This window comes from Deltaproteobacteria bacterium HGW-Deltaproteobacteria-4 (assembly GCA_002841765.1).
In the GTDB taxonomy this organism is placed as follows: Bacteria; Desulfobacterota; Desulfuromonadia; order Desulfuromonadales; family UBA2197; genus UBA2197.
On the sequence record PHAV01000003.1, the window covers coordinates 1 to 18,312 of the forward strand.

An 18,312-nucleotide genomic window follows, 5' to 3' on the forward strand; every position below is an offset into this window, starting at 1 on the left:
GTTTCACCGTTTCCAGAATTCAATGTGAACCGCCGTATACGGAACCGTACGTACGGGGGTGTGGGAGGACGGCGGGAGTAATTCCGCCTCCTACCCGATTGTTCTCGATTTAAAGATTATTTCAATTGATTAACATTTTTGATTCAGTTAAATTGACCAATCAAAATTCAGTATTTAACAGGTAGTTACCTCATGAAAAGTCTCAAGATGTTCCTCGGTTTTCTGACGGAACTTTTTTCCAAAAGACACATCATTACCGAGCTCACCAAAAATGATTTCCGGAAAAAATACCTCGGCTCCTATCTGGGGATACTCTGGGCCTTCGTACACCCGACCATCTATATCGCCATTGTCTGGTTCGTGTTCCAGGTCGGCTTCCGCTCCCAGCCCATGGATAATTTCCCTTTTGTCCTCTGGATGCTGGCTGGGATCATCCCCTGGTTTTTCTTTAGCGAATGTCTTGCCAGCGCCACCAACAGCATTATGGAGAATGCCTTTCTGGTCAAGAAGGTGGCTTTCAGTATGGGGATGCTCCCCCTGGTTAAAATCCTTTCCAGCCTGATCATTCACTGTTTTTTCATTGCCGTCATCTTTGTCATGTTTACGGTTTATGGCTACCCGCCCAGCATTTATAACCTCCAGGTCTTTTACTACCTGTTTTCCGCCATCGTTCTGTTGCTCGGACTTTCCTGGTTGACCTCCTCGCTCACCCTCTTCTTGAAGGATACCGGCCAGATCGTCACCATGATCCTTCAGTTCGCCTTCTGGATGACGCCGATTTTCTGGTCGCCAAAGCACCTTCCGCCAAAGATCATGACTTTGATCAAGCTGAATCCGGTGTACTACATCGTCGAAGGATATCGGCAAAGCTTCATCTATAAGACCTGGTTCTGGGAACAGAACTACATGATGACCCTCTATTTCTGGTGCGTCACCCTGTTCTTCTTTTTCCTCGGAGCAGTGGTGTTCCGGCGCTTGCGGCCGCATTTTGCGGACGTATTGTAGGCCTTTGTGAGTTTTTTTCGTTCGTTCTTCCTTATCCCAAAAAAAGCCTATGCCGAGATCATCGACACATGAGCTCCGGTAAGTCGACAAGTATGCAAGTTGTAACAGTCACCGTGCTTCAATAAAAGGATGTGTTAGATGACCAAATTCTTGTCTCATTGCAGGAAAGTGTTATGGCAATTGTCTGTGAAGGGATTAGAACGTGGCCCCCATATCACGCGCTATTTCATGTACGAGCGACTTTGCGTCGTTGCTGCTGATTTTAATTCACATTTGGGGCGTGTCCTTTCAATCAGTCGCTCCACTTCTTTGGTCAAACTATTGCAATTACAGCCTGATGAAGTGGTAGAGGCCGATTACCCGGAATACAACGTCCTTGATCTTGCTTTTGAGGATGCTTCCTTTGATTTTATTCTGCTCGATCAGGTGTTGGAGCATGTAGAGGGGAGTCCGCAGCAGGCAATTGATGAGTGCCTGAGGGTGCTCAAACCCGGCGGTGTTATGGTGCTGACTACATGTTTTATGAATCCGGTACATGCAGCACCCGGTGATTATTGGCGGTTTACGTCGGACGCTCTTTGCCACCTCTGTCGACAATTTTCAAAAATTATCGACTGTGACGGTTGGGGTAATTTTGAAACATGGCTTCTGGTGCGCGACGGATTGAGATGGGAGGGTATACCCCATGCCACCTGGCATCCGCTCAATCGCCTTGCCCGCAGAAACGATCCGGAGTGGCCCATTGTTACCTGGATTGTGGCGCAAAAATAACCAGCAACATACTGGCCAGATCATTGGTCATAAAAATAGGTGCCGATGCTCATGTCAGATCATACTGCGATCAAAATCGAAAATTTGACCAAAATCTACAAACTCTACAACTCCCCCCAGGACCGGTTGAAGGAATCGCTACACCCCCTGCGCAAAAAGTACCACAAGGATTTTTATGCCCTCAACGACGTCTCCTTAGAGATACGCAAAGGTGAAACAGTGGGGATCATCGGGCAGAACGGCGCCGGCAAGTCGACGCTTTTGAAACTCATCACCGGTGTCCTGACACCCTCTAGCGGAACAGTGTCGGTCAACGGCAAAGTATCAGCGCTGCTGGAGCTGGGGGCCGGTTTTAATCCTCAACTTACGGGATTGGAGAATGTCTATTTTAACGGGACTATTTTGGGATACACACGGGTGGAGATGGATGTCAAGCTTGACGACATACTGACCTTTGCCGACATTGGTGAATTTATCCATCAGCCGGTGAAAACCTACTCCAGCGGCATGTTTGTCCGCCTTGCCTTTGCCGTAGCGGTTCATATAGAACCGGAGATCCTCATCGTCGACGAAGCATTGTCCGTCGGGGATATGATGTTCCAGGCAAAGTGTTATGACAAGATCAAGTCCCTTATGGCTGGCGGCGTCACGACGCTCTTTGTCACTCATAATATGAACACTATCACCACTCTCTGCAATCGGGCCTATATGCTTGATAGTGGAAAGATATATGTTGAAGGTGCTCCCAAGGAGGTGTCTCTTGCGTACTACCGCCTGCAGCGGGAGCGGGAGCATGCACGGCAAGGGAAGACGTCTGTCAGAATGGTGGAGCCGCCGAAAGACAAGGGGCAGCTTGAGCCGCAGCAGTCTTCCGTCAGGGCAGATGCGGCGCCCGGTGAAGAACGGTTTGGGCTCGGTACGGCCAGGATCGTTGATTTCAGAATATACAACCATGATGACAGGGAGACTAATGCTCTGGAGACGGGGATGAAATTTAGTGTCCGGGCGGAGATAGAATTCTACGGAAATGTGCAGAATCCTGCGGTGGGTGTAATGTTCAAGAACCCTCAAGGGCAGGCACTGTTAGGGATTCACAGTTATTGTGACAATCGGGTTTGTTTCGGAGCCAAAAAGTCGGGTGATCGGTTGGTGCTGACATTTGAGTCCGTCATGCTTCTCAACCCTGGAACATATCTAATGAACATAGGTCTGGCTGACCACGAGACAGACCATGAGTACAAAAATATAGATTCCAGACACAATGTGGCTAGCATAAGCGTGTACGGAAAAGAGTTTTCATACGGACTAATTAATAACCCAGGAATCGCTCTTGAAGAAAAGAATGATGACAGTCAGGCGGTAGCTGAATGATAAAACAACAATACGATCAAAATAAAAAACTGTACGAATTTATCATAAACAGTAATATCCCTTACATCAGTAAGTCCATACTCAACAAGATATATGATCAGGACTTCTTTGTACAAGGCGGGAAGCTAAAAAAGGAATCCGCTGCCAAGGTCGCGCAAATTATAGACGAGCATATCGACTTTAGCTCATTGTTCGACATCGGCTGTGGCATGGGAATCTATCTGGAGGAATTTCATCGGCTGGGGAAAGATGTGCTTGGTTGCGATTTCAGTGCTGACGGCCTGCGGTTGGCTCCCAAGGAATTTACTGTTTTTCAGGCGGATGCTACGAAACCCGTACTCCTCAACCGGAAGTACGATGTAGTGGCCTGCTTTGAAGTGGCAGAGCACATACCCACCAGACATTCACGGCAACTTGTGTCCAACTGCATCAATAATGGGAGAGCGGTGCTATTCACTTCCGCACCCGTGGGGCAAGGAGGTATAGGGCACATCAACGAACAACCCTATGAATTCTGGATCGATATTTTCAAGGACAAAGGTTTCAGTTACCAGGAGAAGCTTTCTCATACAATTCGAGAACAAATGAAGAGTGAAAATGTCGTGTGGTGGATAGCAAACAACCTCATGTTTTTTACAGGTGATGGGAGTACTCACTCGTAGTTGCATATGGCCGCTATATCTGAGCATCCAATAATTGTCGCCGGCTCCGGTCGAAGCGGTACAACATGGCTTGGTAACGTCATCGCTGGAGATGATCACCGTATCATCTTCGAGCCCTTTGACTATCGGAGAACCCCTGAATTTAGCGGGCTGACTCTGAGGCCCTACTTCCGGCCGAATGAAAAATATCCACAGTGGGGAAGTACCATTGAAAAGATTCTGAGGGGTGAGGTCAGCAGCGATTGGGTCGACCAAGACCTGCCACGCCTCAATACATCTGCACCTCTACGCGGGCTTGTTATCAAGGAGATACGAGCCAACGGCATGCTTGGGTGGTTGCAGAACAACTATTCGTGCAAGATAGTGTTTTTGCTGCGTCATCCCTGTGCGGTTGTAGCCTCACGTATGAGTCTTGGATGGGATGCGGGAATTGATGAGGTTGTGACCCAGGGGGAGTTCATTGAAGATTATCTTACGGAGTATGCCGAAGTGATCGCCGGTGCGGATACCCCTGCCAAGCGCCATGCAGTAATGTGGTGCATCGAAAATCTGGTGCCATTGCGACAATTGCCGGGCACGGGCTGTTGCACCCTTTATTACGAGGACCTGGCGGCTAAAACCCAGTCCGAAGTAGTGCGAGTATTGGATTTTCTGGAGCTGCCTCTGACGGAAAGCAGAAAGGCGGCAATGCAGGAACTCTCGCGCACCAGCAGGAATGGTGTAATACGTAGTGCAGGGTCTCTGTTGGGTGGTTGGAGAGAACAACTTTCAGCGGAAGACCTGTCTGGCGTCGGAGAGATTGTGAAAGCCTTTGGTATAGATGTCTATGCAACAGATTCACTATTGCCCGTGAGAAAACCCCTGTGATGCCTCTCGTATCAGTAGTCATGAGCGTCTACAACGGCGAGCGCTATCTTCGAGAAGCGGTTGACAGCATCCTCAGGCAGACGTTCACAGACTTTGAGTTCATCATCATCAACGACGGCTCTACCGACGGGACGCGGGAAATCCTTGAATCGTACCAAGATGAGCGAATAGTCCTGATCCATCAGGAAAATATGGGCCTCACCAAGTCCCTCAATAAAGGGATTGCCCTCGCGCGTGGTAAGTACATTGCCCGGCAGGATGCAGATGATTTTTCCCTGCCCGAACGTTTTGCCACCCAGGTTTCTTTCCTTGACCGGGAGTGCGATATTTCGATGGTCGGGTCAGCAGTTCAGGTTGTCGATAAGTCAGGGGAAGTACTGACCACCTTCAAGAACCCGACCGGATCATCGGAAATCAAAGAGATCCTCAAGAAATACAACTGCTTCTGGCATGGTTCAGTGATGTTTCGGCGGGAATGTCTCACCAGTGTTGGGTGCTATAACGAGCGCTTCGGTACTGCTCAGGACTACGACCTATGGCTTCGTTATTCTGAAAAGCTGAACTTGGCTAATCTTCCCGAACCATTTTACGCTTACCGGGTTTCTCCTGAGGCGATAACTTTCAAAAAGATAGTCTCTCAGCACCGCTTGGCGAATCTTGCTCGCCGCTTAGCCCGGATCAGGAGTGTTGGTGGTGATGAGATTGCCGAGTTAGAGATATATGAGAAGGAGTCGCTCAAACCGCTTTCGAAAACTGAAAAGTTTGAAATCATAGGGAATTATAAGCCATGGTGTCGGTTGCTCATCAAGAGTGGCCTTCTCCTCGATGCCAAAGAAATGATGTCCGAAGTTTTTCGCTATCACCCAAGCCGAATCTTCAGGTTTGCCTTCAGTTGTGCGAAAAATATCAATTCACCGCAACTTCTTACCCGGTTCATTGAGCATGCATAAGATAAAAGTTCTCTACCTATCCCATTCCTCAACCTTGAACGGTGGCGAGATCAGTCTCTTGACCCTGCTCAAGAACCTTGACCGGGACCGGGTCGAGCCCCTCGTTGTCTTGCCCGGGGAGGGGCCCCTTTGCAGCGAGATCGAAGCTCTCGGTATTCGAATGATCGACAGTTCCCTCGATCGCTGGATACGATACTCGTGGGATCACCTGCCGGCTGATGGTTTGACGACCCAGAGGGTCGCTCGGCTGGTCGAAATCATTCAGAGCGAACAGATCGACATCGTTCACAGCAACTCGTCGGTCATCCATGAGGGAGGGCTGGGGGCAAAGCTGGCAGGGGTTCGCCATGTCTGGCATATCCATGAAACGCTCACCGATCATCCCGAACTTGTACCTCTCCTTGACCTTCCATTGATTCTTCACGGCATCGACTACCTCTCCGACGCCGTCGTGACGGTAGCCAATACGGTTCAACAGCAGTTCAGGGATGTCGGGGTTACTGAAAAGCTGAGGACGGTCTATAACGGAATAGATTCTGCTCTTTTCGATAAGCTTGAAGGTTCATCAATCCGGGATGAATTGCGAATTTCCCGGGATAAGATACTCGTCGTTTCAGTGGGTGCCGTCACCGAAAGGAAGGGGTATCCTCATCTTCTCAAGGCCGCCGAAATTATCTGCGGACAGCGCAGTGACGTTCATTTCCTCTGGGTTGGGCCACTACTGGGTAAGGAGCGGCCTGCCTTTGAAGAAGCAATCAGCAATTGTGGTCTTCAGGATGTCTTCACCCATCTCGACTTTCGGCGAGATATTCCTCAGATACTGAAGTTCAGCGATTTGTACGTCCTACCTTCCTTAAATGAAGCCTTCCCCTTGGTCATCCTCGAAGCCATGGCCGCCGGTAAACCGGTGGTGGCCACTTGCTGTGGTGGAACAAGCGAAAGCGTCGAGGACGGGAATACGGGGTATCTCGTGCCGGTGGCGAACTCTGAGGCGCTGGCGGAAAAAATCCTTGTCCTTGCCTCGAATCAGGGGCTGCGTGAAGCCATGGGGCAGAGGGGCCGAGAGGTTTTTGAAAGAAAGTTTTCTGCCGAAACCTATGCCCGAAGGATGGAGGAGCTTTATGAACACCTCCTTTCATCGCCAATGACAACAGATTTGTCCGGTTCCGTTGAGAACATCCTCTTTCAAGGCGCTATCCAGACCTATGAAACGCTGACGACTCGTATTGAAGAACTGAGGATAGCCAGTGAAAGCTTGCAGGCTGCGCAACGTTCCTGTGGACATTTGCAGGCCAAGGTAGAGGAAGCCCAGGACCGGCTTGCCGACCGTGACCGGCGATTAGCTGATCTGGTAGATCAGGTCGCCGAGCGTGAGCGGGCTATACAGGAACGCGACCACCTTCTTGCTGAATCCAGAGGTACAGCCCAAACGTTAAAGCAGGACCTCACCGCTACACAGGGTGAGCTTGCGCAAGCCAATATTAGAGTTAAAGCACTGGAAGAGCGCCTAAGACAAACCGAGTCAATCCTTGCGGCCGAGCGGAAAGGTTTTGATGAGGAGAAGACAAAAAACGCCAATGAGCGCAAGGCCGAATGTCTGCGCCATGAAGAGAAGCTTAGTGAGATAGAAAAGCAAATAAATGAAATTTTAAATTCAAAGAGCTGGAAAGTCACCGCTCCGCTCCGCAAGGCTGGCAGTTTTTTGACCAGAAAATGAAAAAATTCGTACGCTTTTTGATACCCAACACCTAGAGAGAACGAAATTTATGTACAAAGCGCGACTCATCGCCCATTACCTTCCCCAGTTTCATCCGATCCCTGAAAATGATCTATGGTGGGGCAAGGGTTTCACCGAATGGACCAATACCGCCAAGGCCAAGCCGCTCTTCCCCGGCCATAAACTCCCGAATATCCCGGCTGATCTTGGCTACTATGACCTGCGTGTCGCCGAGTCTCGAGAGGAGCAGGCCGGGCTTGCCAGGGCCTACGGTATTGAAGGTTTTTGTTACTGGCACTACTGGTTCGGCGGTGGCAAGAGGCTGCTGGAGCGACCTTTTAACGAGGTACTTAAATCCGGGAAACCTGATTTTCCTTTCTGTCTCGCCTGGGCCAACCACACCTGGTCCGGCATCTGGCACGGTTGCCCCAACAAGATTCTTATCGAACAGACCTACCCCGGCGTCAATGATTTCAAGGCGCATTTCTACTGCATGCTCGATGCTTTTCTTGACCCCCGATATATGAAAGTTGACGGTAGAAACATTTTTTGTATCTATCGCCCGACCGATTTTGAACATGCCGAGCTGTTTATGGAGACCTGGCGGGAATTGGCTCGGAGAGAAGGCGCCCCGGACTTTCATTTCGTAGCGATCACCGATTATCCCTGGCGGATGCCGGAGGGCGGCTATGATGCCTATACGACCAATCCGCCGGTCGGTCAGCTCCCCTACCAGGGCATCAAGTCCATGAATGAAGAGATCGAAAGAGAAATAATGGCGTCCGGTTTTGGTGGGGCGCAGGAAAAACCAAAGTTGCCGCAAATTTATACGTATGAGACTTTTGTCAAGAACGCCTTTCCTGAGGTCACCCGACGGAAGGAGTTTTTCCCGTGCGTCCTCCCCAACTGGGACAATACGCCCCGTTCAGGGACAAACGGTTTCGTTTTGCAAGAATCAACGCCTGAACGCTATCGTCAACACCTTGAAGAAGCAGTCGGACTGGTGCAGGACCGTACGCCGGATCAGCGGGTGATCTTCGTCAAGTCATGGAATGAGTGGGCTGAAGGTAATTATCTGGAGCCGGATTTGAAGTGGGGCCATGCGTATCTCGAAGAGACTCTGAAGGCCATAACAGTCTAGAACCGATGAAAATTCAAAAGAGGTCTTTGGGGGAAGTTTTCAGGCGACCTTAGGGTAGCCTACTGCTTAGCTGGGTAAATCATCTAGGAGGAGTTTATGGTCGCGTCCGAAATCCTTGAACAGACAGAGCGTTCAATCGAAGAAAATCCCAACATTCCTCTATGTAAATTATTTTCATCTTGGGATATTAAAGATTACGCATCGCTTTATTTCAGTGATTTGACAGTATATCCATCTCTACAACGGCGGCTTCCTAAAATGCCGCCTGCGGATATTCAGAGGCACTGGAACTGGTTCTCTGATAAAGAACTAATGGAGCGTAGCGTTCTGTTCTCCAAGAACATAAAGGAAACATATGAATCAATTACGGGAAGATCCCTTGCCGACGCCTCGGTTCTCGACTACGGTGCTGGATGGGGTCGATTGACAAGAATGATGTTGCAGTTCGTACCAGGGTCTCGTGTACATGCTTGTGACGCTGACCCCAAATCAATTAATTTGTACAATTCCCTTGGTTTTGAAAACATTTGTCAAAAAGTGTCGCCAGTGCCTGTTGAATTACCCTTCGCACAAAGATCTTACGATCTTGTTTGGTTATGGTCTATCTTGACGCATTTGCCCGACAAGGCGACTGACGCAGTGATGAACTCTTTGCATCCGATTATGACTCCCCACGGTATGTTGCTCATTACTATCAGACCTGCGAAATTTTGGACTGAAAATCCTTTAGTTGACAATAAATCCGTGGCACAAAAAATGGTAGAAGAACATGAGGTGACCGGGTTTGCTCATAATGCACAGAGCCCTTATTGGGGGGACACCTCTATGTCAGTTGATTATATCAAACAAAAATGGCCACAATGGGCTGTGTCTAAGGTAGAAGATGATGGCCTACATCAAATCAAGGTTTATTTGTCTCCTAATTAAGGGTCGCGTTCCGCATAATGCCCCTTCAGAACTGGGGTTTTTGCGTAGACATTTTTAAGCAGTCTGAAGTGGCTACGCTATCCCGGACACACTAAATTGAGGCAATATGCCCAAAAATGGAGATGTGTCCAATGAGTTCAAGTTATTCATCCCAATTCAAACAAGATGCTGTCAAATTGGCAGTTGAGTCCGACCTTCCTGTCGCCCAGACGGCAAGGAATTTGGGTGTTAATCCAAACAGTCTGTACACTTGGATAGCGAAGTATCATCAGCCAGAGTCTCCGAGCAATAAAGGCGCTGGTGAAAAGCACCCGCATGAGGAGTTGAAACGCCTCCGCCGGGAAAATGCTCAGCTTAAGGAAGAGCGTGACATCTTAAAAAAGGCGGCGGCGTACTTTGCAAAGAACAGTCGATAAAGTACGCCTGGATGAAACAGCAGACTGATTTCAGCACCCAAGCCATGTGTCGAGTCCTTCAGGTTTCCCGAAGTGGCTACTATGAGTTCTTAAGGCGGCCTCCCAGTTGCCACCGGATTGAGGATGATGAACTGAAGCCCCAAATCAAAGCCGCCTTTGAAAAAGGTCGGAAAAACTATGGGACCCGTCGTGTAAAGCGCGAACTAAAAAAACAAGAAATCGCCGTCAGTCGCCGCCGTATTGGCCGATTGATGCGGGAAGAAGACCTTCAGGTCCAAACCAAGCGGAAATTCAAAGTGACAACGGATTCGAACCACGACAAGCCGATCGCACCGAACCTTCTTGAACATGAATTTACCGTCGGTACTCCAGATACCACTTACGTTGGCGACATCACTTACATTTCGACGCGTGAAGGATGGCTATTCTTGGCAATTGTCATCGATCTGTTTTCTCGGGCCGTGGTCGGCTGGTCCATGGATTCACGAATGAAAGCCGACTTGGTCAATGATGCCATGCTGATGGCCATCTGGAAGCGAAAACCAGCTAAAGGTCTTATCTTCCACAGTGATCGGGGCAGTCAATATGCCTCTGACAGTTATCGAAAAATCCTCGAAATCCATGGGGTGACGGCCAGCATGAGCAGAAAAGGTGATTGCTGGGACAATGCCGTCGCCGAGAGCTTTTTCCACACCTTGAAAACAGAACTGGTTCACCATTGTGATTTTCAGACTCGGGAGGAAGCCAGGGCTGCAATATTCGAGTACATCGAAGTTTTTTACAATCGTGAGCGGCTGCATTCTGCTAACGGCTATGAGGCTCCGCTGGCCTTTGAAGTCATGCAGAAAGCTGCTTAATCTTGTGTCCGGAAAAGTGTTGACACTCCAGTCGTAATTTTCTGTATTAACGGGTTAGGTTGCATAAAGTCGTTTCCATTGTCTGTAGTATGTTCTTCTCAGCCACAGCGATGGATTCTTTTTCGGCAACCTGCTTTGAATCATTCAGATTTTATTTATTTATTGAGGATTTCTTATGGCATCAGATATGAAATTCGTTATCATAGCGAATCCGCGTACAGGCACAAACCATTTCATTGACTTGCTCAACTCCCACCCTAATATCTCTTGTCACCGAGAGGTTTTTCATCGCCACTCGGTTTACTTGCTCGAAGGGACGAGAGACGACCTGTTTGAGAAGCGAAATCACGACCCGGTAGCCTTTTTACACGAACTTTACAATTCGAGCCCGACCCAAGCGTGCGGGTTTAAAATTTTTATGGGCCATGATGACGTTGTTTTGAATACCGTGTTGCAGGATCCTGAAATCAAAAAAATCATCTTGTACCGCCCCAACTTTTTAGCGGTCTATTCCTCCGATATGATCGCAGAAGCAGAACAACGCTATCTTATCTTCGATCAGACGCAAGACAGGATTGATTCTGGAATTCGGGACAAGGCACGCACTTCTGCGAAGGCCGTCTTTGATCGTACCCAATTTGAAATGCGGTGGCGCGATTACCATTCCCACTACCAGAAGGTCGTCAAAGTCCTCAACGAGACAAACCAAGTCTATCTCTTCATGACCTACGATGATTACATAAACGAGGGTCTGTTTAGGCGAGTCTTTCCTTTCCTCGGACTGGCTCAACCAGAGCAGGTTCAAACTCGAATGAAGAAGATGAATAGCAGCGATATTCTGTCTCGCTTCGCCAATCCAGATGAGGTGCGAGATTACCTCACAGAAACAGGAATACTCCACTGGGCTCACGAGGGGTTCATGATCTGGCCTCAGGTGTAAGAGGATTTGGCACCTGTCATCAACCAAGCAAATCCACAGAAGTGTCTATACCCGCAGGGCCTGGCGTATCAAATCGGTAAAAAGTCGGAATAAAACGAGTGATTGGAAGAGGAACAATACATTGAATAAAAAGAATGGCAAAAGACTGATGGGAATGAGTGCTGCGCACAATTCCGACGGAGGGCAATGTCAAGCTAGACCCAGTTCCCGAGTGGAAGAACGTAAACAGACCCTTCTCTTCGTCGATTATGCCGTACCGATGTACGACAGGTTCGCCGGCTCGCGGACGAATTACATGTACCTCGTCCTTTTAGTGAAAATGGGGATGAAAGTGAAGTTCCTTCCGGCGGATTTCAAGCATGTCGAACCTTATTCTGCCGAACTGAACAATCTTGGAATTGAGGTTCTGGCAGGTGAATGGTTCAGCAACAACTGGGAAGAGTGGTTCAAGGAAAAGGGTCAAGAGATCGATTACATCTTCCTGAACAAGCCCAACCCCTCCATAAAATTTCTGGATGCTATCCATCGTTATACCAGGGCTGCCATTCTCTATCAGTGTCATGACCTACATTTCCTAAGACTGCAAAGGCAAGGCCAGCTAAACGGGGACCACAGCCTTCTGGATGAAGCCAGGTTTTATGAGGAAAAGGAAGACTATATTTTCGGCGTTAGTGATGCTCTTTTGACCTTCAGCACGGTGGAAGAAAAGATTATCAGAAACAAGTTTCCACAGAAGCAGGTCTTCACCGTTCCCTTGTTCTTTTACGATGATGTGCCTGAACCCAAGTACAATTTCAGCAGTCGCCGTGATCTGCTTTATGTCGGCGGTTTTGATCATGCCCCCAATCGGGATGCGGTCGCATGGTTTTGCCGTGAGGTCTTTCCCCTCGTCCTTCGCCAGTCACCTGAAATAGTCCTTAATGTTGTTGGTGCCAATCCACCCAAGGAAATATCATCCCTGCAATCCGACAACGTAAAGATCCTTGGCAAGGTTAGCGATGAGGAGCTGCAGGGGTTGTATGATCAGGTCAGGCTGTCGGTTATTCCTCTCAGGTTTGGCGCCGGAGTCAAGGGGAAGACCATCGAGACCATGTACCATGGAGTTCCTCTTATTTCGACAAGTATAGGTCTTGAGGGGATTGAGGGGATCGAACAAATCGCCTCACCCAAGGACGAATCCGAGACTTTCGCCACGGAAATCCTCGCACTTTATCAGGATGAAGTTCTTTGGCGGGACCGGAGCCTACAGGGTGCTAAATTTGTAGCCGAACACTTTACTTCGCTGAAAACTGCCGAATTGATGAGTGATATTTTTACATCCTCAAAAGACGTGGTTGCCGCACGGATGGTTGCCGCGCCAGCGGTGAACCCGGAGGAGGATCTGCTTCGACTTATCGCTCTGTACCTGCCGCAGTATCACCCGATTCTGGAAAACGATAAATGGTGGGGGAAGGGATTTACCGAGTGGCGGAATGTCTGTAAGGCCGCACCGCTCTTCCCCGGACACTATCAACCGCATATCCCTGCCGATCTCGGCTTCTATGATCTGCGTCTGGAAGAGGCCCGCATTGCCCAGGCTGAACTGGCCAGGGAATATGGAATCCACGGTTTTTGTTATTACCACTACTGGTTTAACGGGCGGCGTCTTCTTGAGCGCCCGGCCGAAGAGATGCTGGCGTCGGGCAAACCGGATTTCCCCTTTTGCCTCTGCTGGGCAAACGAGAATTGGACCCGTCGCTGGGACGGTGAAGACCAGCTCGTTCTCATGGAACAAAAGTACAGCGAAGAGGATGACCGGGAGCACATCCGCGACCTGTTCAGATTTTTCAGGGATGAACGCTACGTAAGGATCAACGGCAAGCCGGTCTTCTTTGTCTATCGCACGGAAAATATTCCCGATCCGGCCAGAACGGCCAGTGTCTGGCGTGAAGAAGCTCGACAGGCAGGCATCGGTGAACTCTATCTGGTGCGCGTGGAAAGTATTGGGCGAACAGACCCACACGCGATCGGGTTCGATGCGGCATTGGAATTTGCCCCGGACTGGAACAACCTGGGGCACCAGGTAAATTCTCTCGCCCCTTCATATTCTGATTTGCAGGATGTTGTCGAATTGCCACGAGACGTCTGTGAGAAAAATTATATCCGTGGCTATGATGTCATGATGAAACGGATGCTGGAAAAGGAAAAGCCAGACTATCCATGGTTCCGATGTGTGACACCGGCCTGGGACAATTCGGCAAGGCGCAGTGAAGGCGCTGTCGTCCTTGTCAACTCCACCCCCTCCCTGTACCGGCACTGGCTGGAGAGCGTTATCAAGTCCACCAACTCAGTTCGGAAGGGGGACGAGCGAATCGTCTTCATTAATGCCTGGAACGAATGGGCGGAAGGCAACCACCTTGAGCCATGCCTTAAATGGGGAAGGACCTATCTCGAGGTGACTAAGGCTGCGATTGAAAACAGCAACCCTGCGGCCAGCAGTGCTTATCTCAAAGGGACTGAGGCAGTTGATAAGGAAAACATCTCTATGAGCGAAAGCTCCTTCGCAAGCCTCCTTATTAACATCATGAAGGAAACGAAATGCCCTCTTTCAATCATCATGAGCATCGAGGACATATGCGAGTGCGATGAAAGGACGTATTTAAGTGGATGGGCGTTCATTAACGACAATATTTGCGCTGCCGGCTCCGAAATTCTGATTTTGCTCCAAGAACCAAACGGCAGAGTTCAACTCATAGAACCGTCGAAGCGGAAGCGCCCGGACGTCACAGCACATTTCTCGAACAGGTGTGATTACGACGATTGCGGCTTTGAAATTGTTGTGAAGCGAATTGACCCGAATTCTCGAATTACCCTTTTCATTAAACGGGACGGCAAGATGGCCTGGGCCGACTATAAGTCTCCTTCCGCACCTGCCCCTGCACCTTCCGCCCCGGTCGCGGCCCAACAAAAGTCCGCTGCTGCGCCAGTTTTAAAACAGGAAACAATAGTGGTACCGAAATTTGAGCCGGTTGCAGGCAAGGGTTTGCTCCTTATGCACGAACGGCGGATTGCCCATCTCGAGCTACGGGCACAGGAGCGCGAGCGGGACGTTGCCGAGCTTGAGAATATTGTCAAAGACCGCGAGAGAAGCATCGATGCCCTGCTAAATTCAGCAAGTTGGAAAGTAACCGCCCCCTTGCGCTGGTGTCACACCAAGTTCATACGGCGGGACGAATCCTCATAATGAGCATCTAATTGCTTTTTTCTCTCTTGTTTTATCCTGTATCTGAAAATGTTTAGTGACGGTGAAGACGAAATAGATGAATGATGTTTAGTGCTAGTTATTTTTATATTTGTTCAGACTGATCATGACCGGGGGCGCACATGTATTCACTGTTCCGTGGTACTTTGGGCAAGAAACAAGAATCAGAGGCCATGCTGAAAGATGGCCAGGTTACTAACCTCCTGGAACCCGTGTATCATGGGAATCCTATCGACGCGAAGGGTTCACTGGTTGTCACTGATTTTGGACGCGATTTGTGCAACTACATATATGAGAGCTCCAAAATGTTTACAACAGTTATAAGAATCAATGATAAACAATTAGGAATAGGCGGAAAATTTATCGAGCTATTCGTTAGTTAAAAATAAATGGATAATATCAGTATCGAAAAAATAAGAAATACCAGTGAATTCGAAGCGATCTTCGATGCAGCTTATCTGGATAGAGTTGCTGTCGAAAAAATGATGGCATTGTCGAACCGCAAGCAGCGCACTTGGCATCTGCCCGGGTATTGTGAGGTGTGTGGGAAAGCTGTCCGGTTTTTGATCGACTGGGTGAATTCCTTTGAGACACCAGAAGGGAAAATGCCATCCTACCGCGAGAGGATCATCTGTGAAGACTGTGGTTTAAACAATCGACAGCGGTTCATGGCTGCCTTCCTGCGTAAAGCCATGAACAAACTCGATGGCAACGACCATCGGGTCTATCTCTATGAGCAGGTGACCCAATTTTTTAAATTAATGCAGGCAGCAAAAACCAAGGCTGAGATATTCGGCAGTGAATATCTCGGACATGACAAGAAACCAGGCGAATTAATTAAGAACATCCGCCATGAAGACGCATTGAGTCTCAGCATGGCAAGCGACAGTATCGATATCATCGTGTCCAATGATGTTTACGAGCACGTTCCCGACATCTCAACAGCACTTGCTGAAGCATGCCGGGTGCTGAAAAAAGGCGGACGCCTCCTGTTTTCTGTTCCTTTCCACGCCTCTCAGGATACCACCACTCAACGTGCCCGACTTGATCAGGGTGTGGTGACGCATCTGCTGCCCGAGCGCTATCATGGCAATCCAGTCTCTTTCAAGGGCTCACTGGTTTTTTACGATTTTGGCTGGGACTTGCTTGATTTTTGCAGGGCTGCGGGTTTCAGCGATGTGTATATGCTGTGCTATTACAGCATGATGTATGGCTATATAGGCGAAGGAATGCAGTATATGTTCGTTGCTGAAAAGTAGCGATTATGAATACGGAGCATCATGTTATGTTCAAGCTCTTCATCAGATGCGTCCGCGCTCCTTTTTCCCTTATCCGTAACATCAACCGCGATTCTGTCCGCTTGGCCCTTGGGCATCTGAAAAACGGCGACTTCACTGCTTTGGCGGAAGGCATCCGCATCTTTATCCGGCGGTCAGCGCCGAGTACCGAGTACAAACCGGTCATTATCCACGGCACCATCGATCCCGACTCTTCAGTCGCTCTCCCCATTTCCGAAAAGCCCCTCGTCTCCATCATCATCCCTGTCCACAACCAGTGGGAATTCACCCACTCCTGTCTTGCCGCCATCGCACGGCACAGCGGCGAGATCACCTACGAAGTCATCATCGCCGACGATGTCTCCACGGACCGGACGCAGAGAATCTCAGAGTTGGTCCCCAACGCCCGGGTGGTGCGCAACGAAAGGAACCTGGGTTTCCTGCGCAACTGCAACCGGGCCGCCCGGGCGGCACGGGGCGAATATCTCCTCTTTCTGAACAACGACACCAACGTGCAGCCCGACTGGCTTGCTCCTCTGGTGAATCTGATGGAGGGGGACGCGACCATCGGCATCGCCGGCTCTAAGCTGGTGGATCCGGACGGCATGCTCCAGGAGGCGGGTGGAATCATCTGGACGGACGGCTCGGGGTGGAATTTCGGCCGCTTTGATGATCCGGAGAAGCCGGAGTACAACTACCTGAAGGATGTCGATTACATCTCCGGGGCCGCCATCATGGTACGGCGCGAACTGTGGGAGAAGACGGGCGGTTTTGACGAACGGTACGTTCCCGCTTACTACGAGGATACGGACCTGGCCTTCGAGGCCCGCCGGCTGGGGTATCGGGTTGTGTATCAGCCACTCTCGGTTGTGGTGCACTTTGAGGGGAAATCCCACGGCACCAGCACCAGCAGCGGCATCAAAAGTTATCAGGTGACGAATCAGCAGCGGTTCGTTGAAAAATGGCAAGAGGTGCTGAAGAAAGAGCACTACCCCAATGGACAGAAGGTGTTCCGTGCCCGGGACCGGAGCCGGGACAGAAAGGCGATTCTGGTCATCGACCACTATGTGCCGACGCGGGACCGTGATGCCGGCTCCTTTTTCCTTTACAGCCTGCTGAAGGCCCTCTCCAGTTTGGGATATCGGGTGACCTTCTGGCCGGCGAACCTGTACCGCCACGAGCCCTACGCGACGGAGCTTCAGCAGCTCGGCATCGAGGTGATCTACGGACAGCGGAGCTTCGATGGTTACATGCAGGCCAACGGGGCAAATTTTGACGCCGCCATCCTGACCCGGAACCACATCGCCATCAACTTTATCGACACGGTGCGCCGGCATGTCCCCAAGGTCATCTACCATGATCCTGATCTGGAATTTTTGCGGGAGCAGCGGCGCTTCGAGTTGGAGGGTGGCTCGGCGCGGGAACTGGAAAAGATTAAGGAGCGGGAGTTCTACCTCTTCCGCACTTGCGATATCGTTGGCATTCACAGTCCGGTGGAGAAGGAGATCATCGAAAAGGAATTGCCGGGTGTGCGGGTGGAGGTGATCCCCCTGCCCATCTCCGGGACGCCGCCGACGGAGACTCCTTTTTCTGCCCGTAGCGGGCTCTTTTTCGTCGGCGGGAGCCACCCTCCCAATGCCGATGCCCTTGCTTACTTTATCCGCGATATTATGCCGCTGTTGCGGCAACGGATGCCGGACATCACCTTTACGGTGGCGGGTGAGGTGAACCGAGGGGCACTGGCTGGTCTGGATATGACGGGTGTTGCTGTTACGGGCTATGTCCCCGATCTGCGGCCGTTGTATGCCCAGGCGCGGGTCTTTGTGGCGCCGCTGCGCTACGGCGCCGGGATCAAGGGGAAGATCCTGGAGGCCATGAACTATGGTCTGCCGGTCGTCACCACCGCTGTGGGTGCCGAGGGGATAGGCCTAAGCCCTGGGGAGAATGTCATCATCGGTGATACCGCCGAAACCTTTACCCAGGCAGTTCTCGATCTGTATGGCGACGAGACAGCCTGGACGCGGGTCTGCACGGGCGGCCAGCGGCATGTGGCGGAACACTTTTCCCAGGGTGCGTTGCGTGATAGGGTGGGCGCGGTCCTTGACAAGCTTCTGAAAATATAAAGATTTGAGGACAATTCATGAATTGCCCCTACAATCATCATAACTGC

The 18,312-nt window shown here is 50.2% G+C and carries 15 protein-coding genes and 1 pseudogene; all 16 read left to right on the plus strand.

Annotation, left to right across the window (positions count from 1 at the left end):
* The first annotated feature begins 192 nt into the window (after positions 1–192).
* The 16 genes and pseudogenes from CVU69_02610 to CVU69_02685 all read left to right on the plus strand — a co-directional run bounded on the left by CVU69_02610 (position 193) and on the right by CVU69_02685 (position 18,265).
* Positions 193–1,005: a teichoic acid ABC transporter permease gene (locus CVU69_02610; protein PKN13213.1), complete on the plus strand. Its 813-nt coding sequence runs from the start codon at positions 193–195 to the stop codon at positions 1,003–1,005.
* 138 nt (positions 1,006–1,143) lie between these two features.
* Complete coding sequence (locus CVU69_02615; GenBank protein PKN13214.1) at positions 1,144–1,776, plus strand: SAM-dependent methyltransferase; 633 nt, start codon at positions 1,144–1,146, stop codon at positions 1,774–1,776.
* Between the two features lie 51 nt (positions 1,777–1,827).
* Positions 1,828–2,532, plus strand: a pseudogene (locus CVU69_02620) (ABC transporter ATP-binding protein).
* A 611-nt stretch (positions 2,533–3,143) separates the two neighbouring features.
* Positions 3,144–3,809: a hypothetical protein gene (locus CVU69_02625; GenBank protein PKN13215.1), complete on the plus strand. Its 666-nt coding sequence runs from the start codon at positions 3,144–3,146 to the stop codon at positions 3,807–3,809.
* A 6-nt stretch (positions 3,810–3,815) separates the two neighbouring features.
* The gene (locus tag CVU69_02630) at positions 3,816–4,676 is read left to right on the plus strand and encodes a hypothetical protein (GenBank protein ID PKN13216.1); all 861 of its coding nucleotides are present in this window, start codon (positions 3,816–3,818) and stop codon (positions 4,674–4,676) included.
* Entirely contained in the window at positions 4,676–5,626 is a 951-nt protein-coding gene (locus CVU69_02635) for a hypothetical protein (GenBank protein ID PKN13217.1), read from the plus strand. Before CVU69_02630 ends, CVU69_02635 begins: the two co-directional genes overlap by 1 nt.
* The gene (locus tag CVU69_02640) at positions 5,619–7,343 is read left to right on the plus strand and encodes a hypothetical protein (protein PKN13218.1); all 1,725 of its coding nucleotides are present in this window, start codon (positions 5,619–5,621) and stop codon (positions 7,341–7,343) included. The genes CVU69_02635 and CVU69_02640 overlap by 8 nt, the downstream gene beginning before the upstream one ends.
* A gap of 49 nt (positions 7,344–7,392) precedes the next feature.
* Positions 7,393–8,484 carry a lipopolysaccharide biosynthesis protein gene (locus tag CVU69_02645; GenBank protein PKN13219.1) on the plus strand — a complete coding sequence of 364 codons (1,092 nt, stop codon included), beginning with the start codon at positions 7,393–7,395 and terminating at the stop codon, positions 8,482–8,484.
* A gap of 96 nt (positions 8,485–8,580) precedes the next feature.
* On the plus strand, positions 8,581–9,411 hold the full coding sequence (locus CVU69_02650; protein PKN13220.1) for a hypothetical protein: 831 nt from the start codon (positions 8,581–8,583) through the stop codon (positions 9,409–9,411).
* Positions 9,412–9,527: 116 nt separating this feature from the next.
* Positions 9,528–9,827 carry a hypothetical protein gene (locus CVU69_02655; GenBank protein ID PKN13221.1) on the plus strand — a complete coding sequence of 100 codons (300 nt, stop codon included), beginning with the start codon at positions 9,528–9,530 and terminating at the stop codon, positions 9,825–9,827.
* An 11-nt stretch (positions 9,828–9,838) separates the two neighbouring features.
* Entirely contained in the window at positions 9,839–10,684 is an 846-nt protein-coding gene (locus CVU69_02660) for an IS3 family transposase (protein PKN13222.1), read from the plus strand.
* A 175-nt stretch (positions 10,685–10,859) separates the two neighbouring features.
* Positions 10,860–11,624 carry a hypothetical protein gene (locus CVU69_02665; GenBank protein ID PKN13223.1) on the plus strand — a complete coding sequence of 255 codons (765 nt, stop codon included), beginning with the start codon at positions 10,860–10,862 and terminating at the stop codon, positions 11,622–11,624.
* A gap of 121 nt (positions 11,625–11,745) precedes the next feature.
* On the plus strand, positions 11,746–14,847 hold the full coding sequence (locus CVU69_02670) for a hypothetical protein (protein PKN13224.1): 3,102 nt from the start codon (positions 11,746–11,748) through the stop codon (positions 14,845–14,847).
* Between the two features lie 140 nt (positions 14,848–14,987).
* Positions 14,988–15,248, plus strand: coding sequence for a hypothetical protein (locus CVU69_02675; protein ID PKN13225.1), 261 nt, complete (start codon positions 14,988–14,990; stop codon positions 15,246–15,248).
* A gap of 6 nt (positions 15,249–15,254) precedes the next feature.
* Positions 15,255–16,124, plus strand: coding sequence for a class I SAM-dependent methyltransferase (locus tag CVU69_02680; GenBank protein ID PKN13226.1), 870 nt, complete (start codon positions 15,255–15,257; stop codon positions 16,122–16,124).
* 5 nt (positions 16,125–16,129) lie between these two features.
* Entirely contained in the window at positions 16,130–18,265 is a 2,136-nt protein-coding gene (locus CVU69_02685; GenBank protein PKN13227.1) for a hypothetical protein, read from the plus strand.
* Positions 18,266–18,312: the final 47 nt, after the last annotated feature.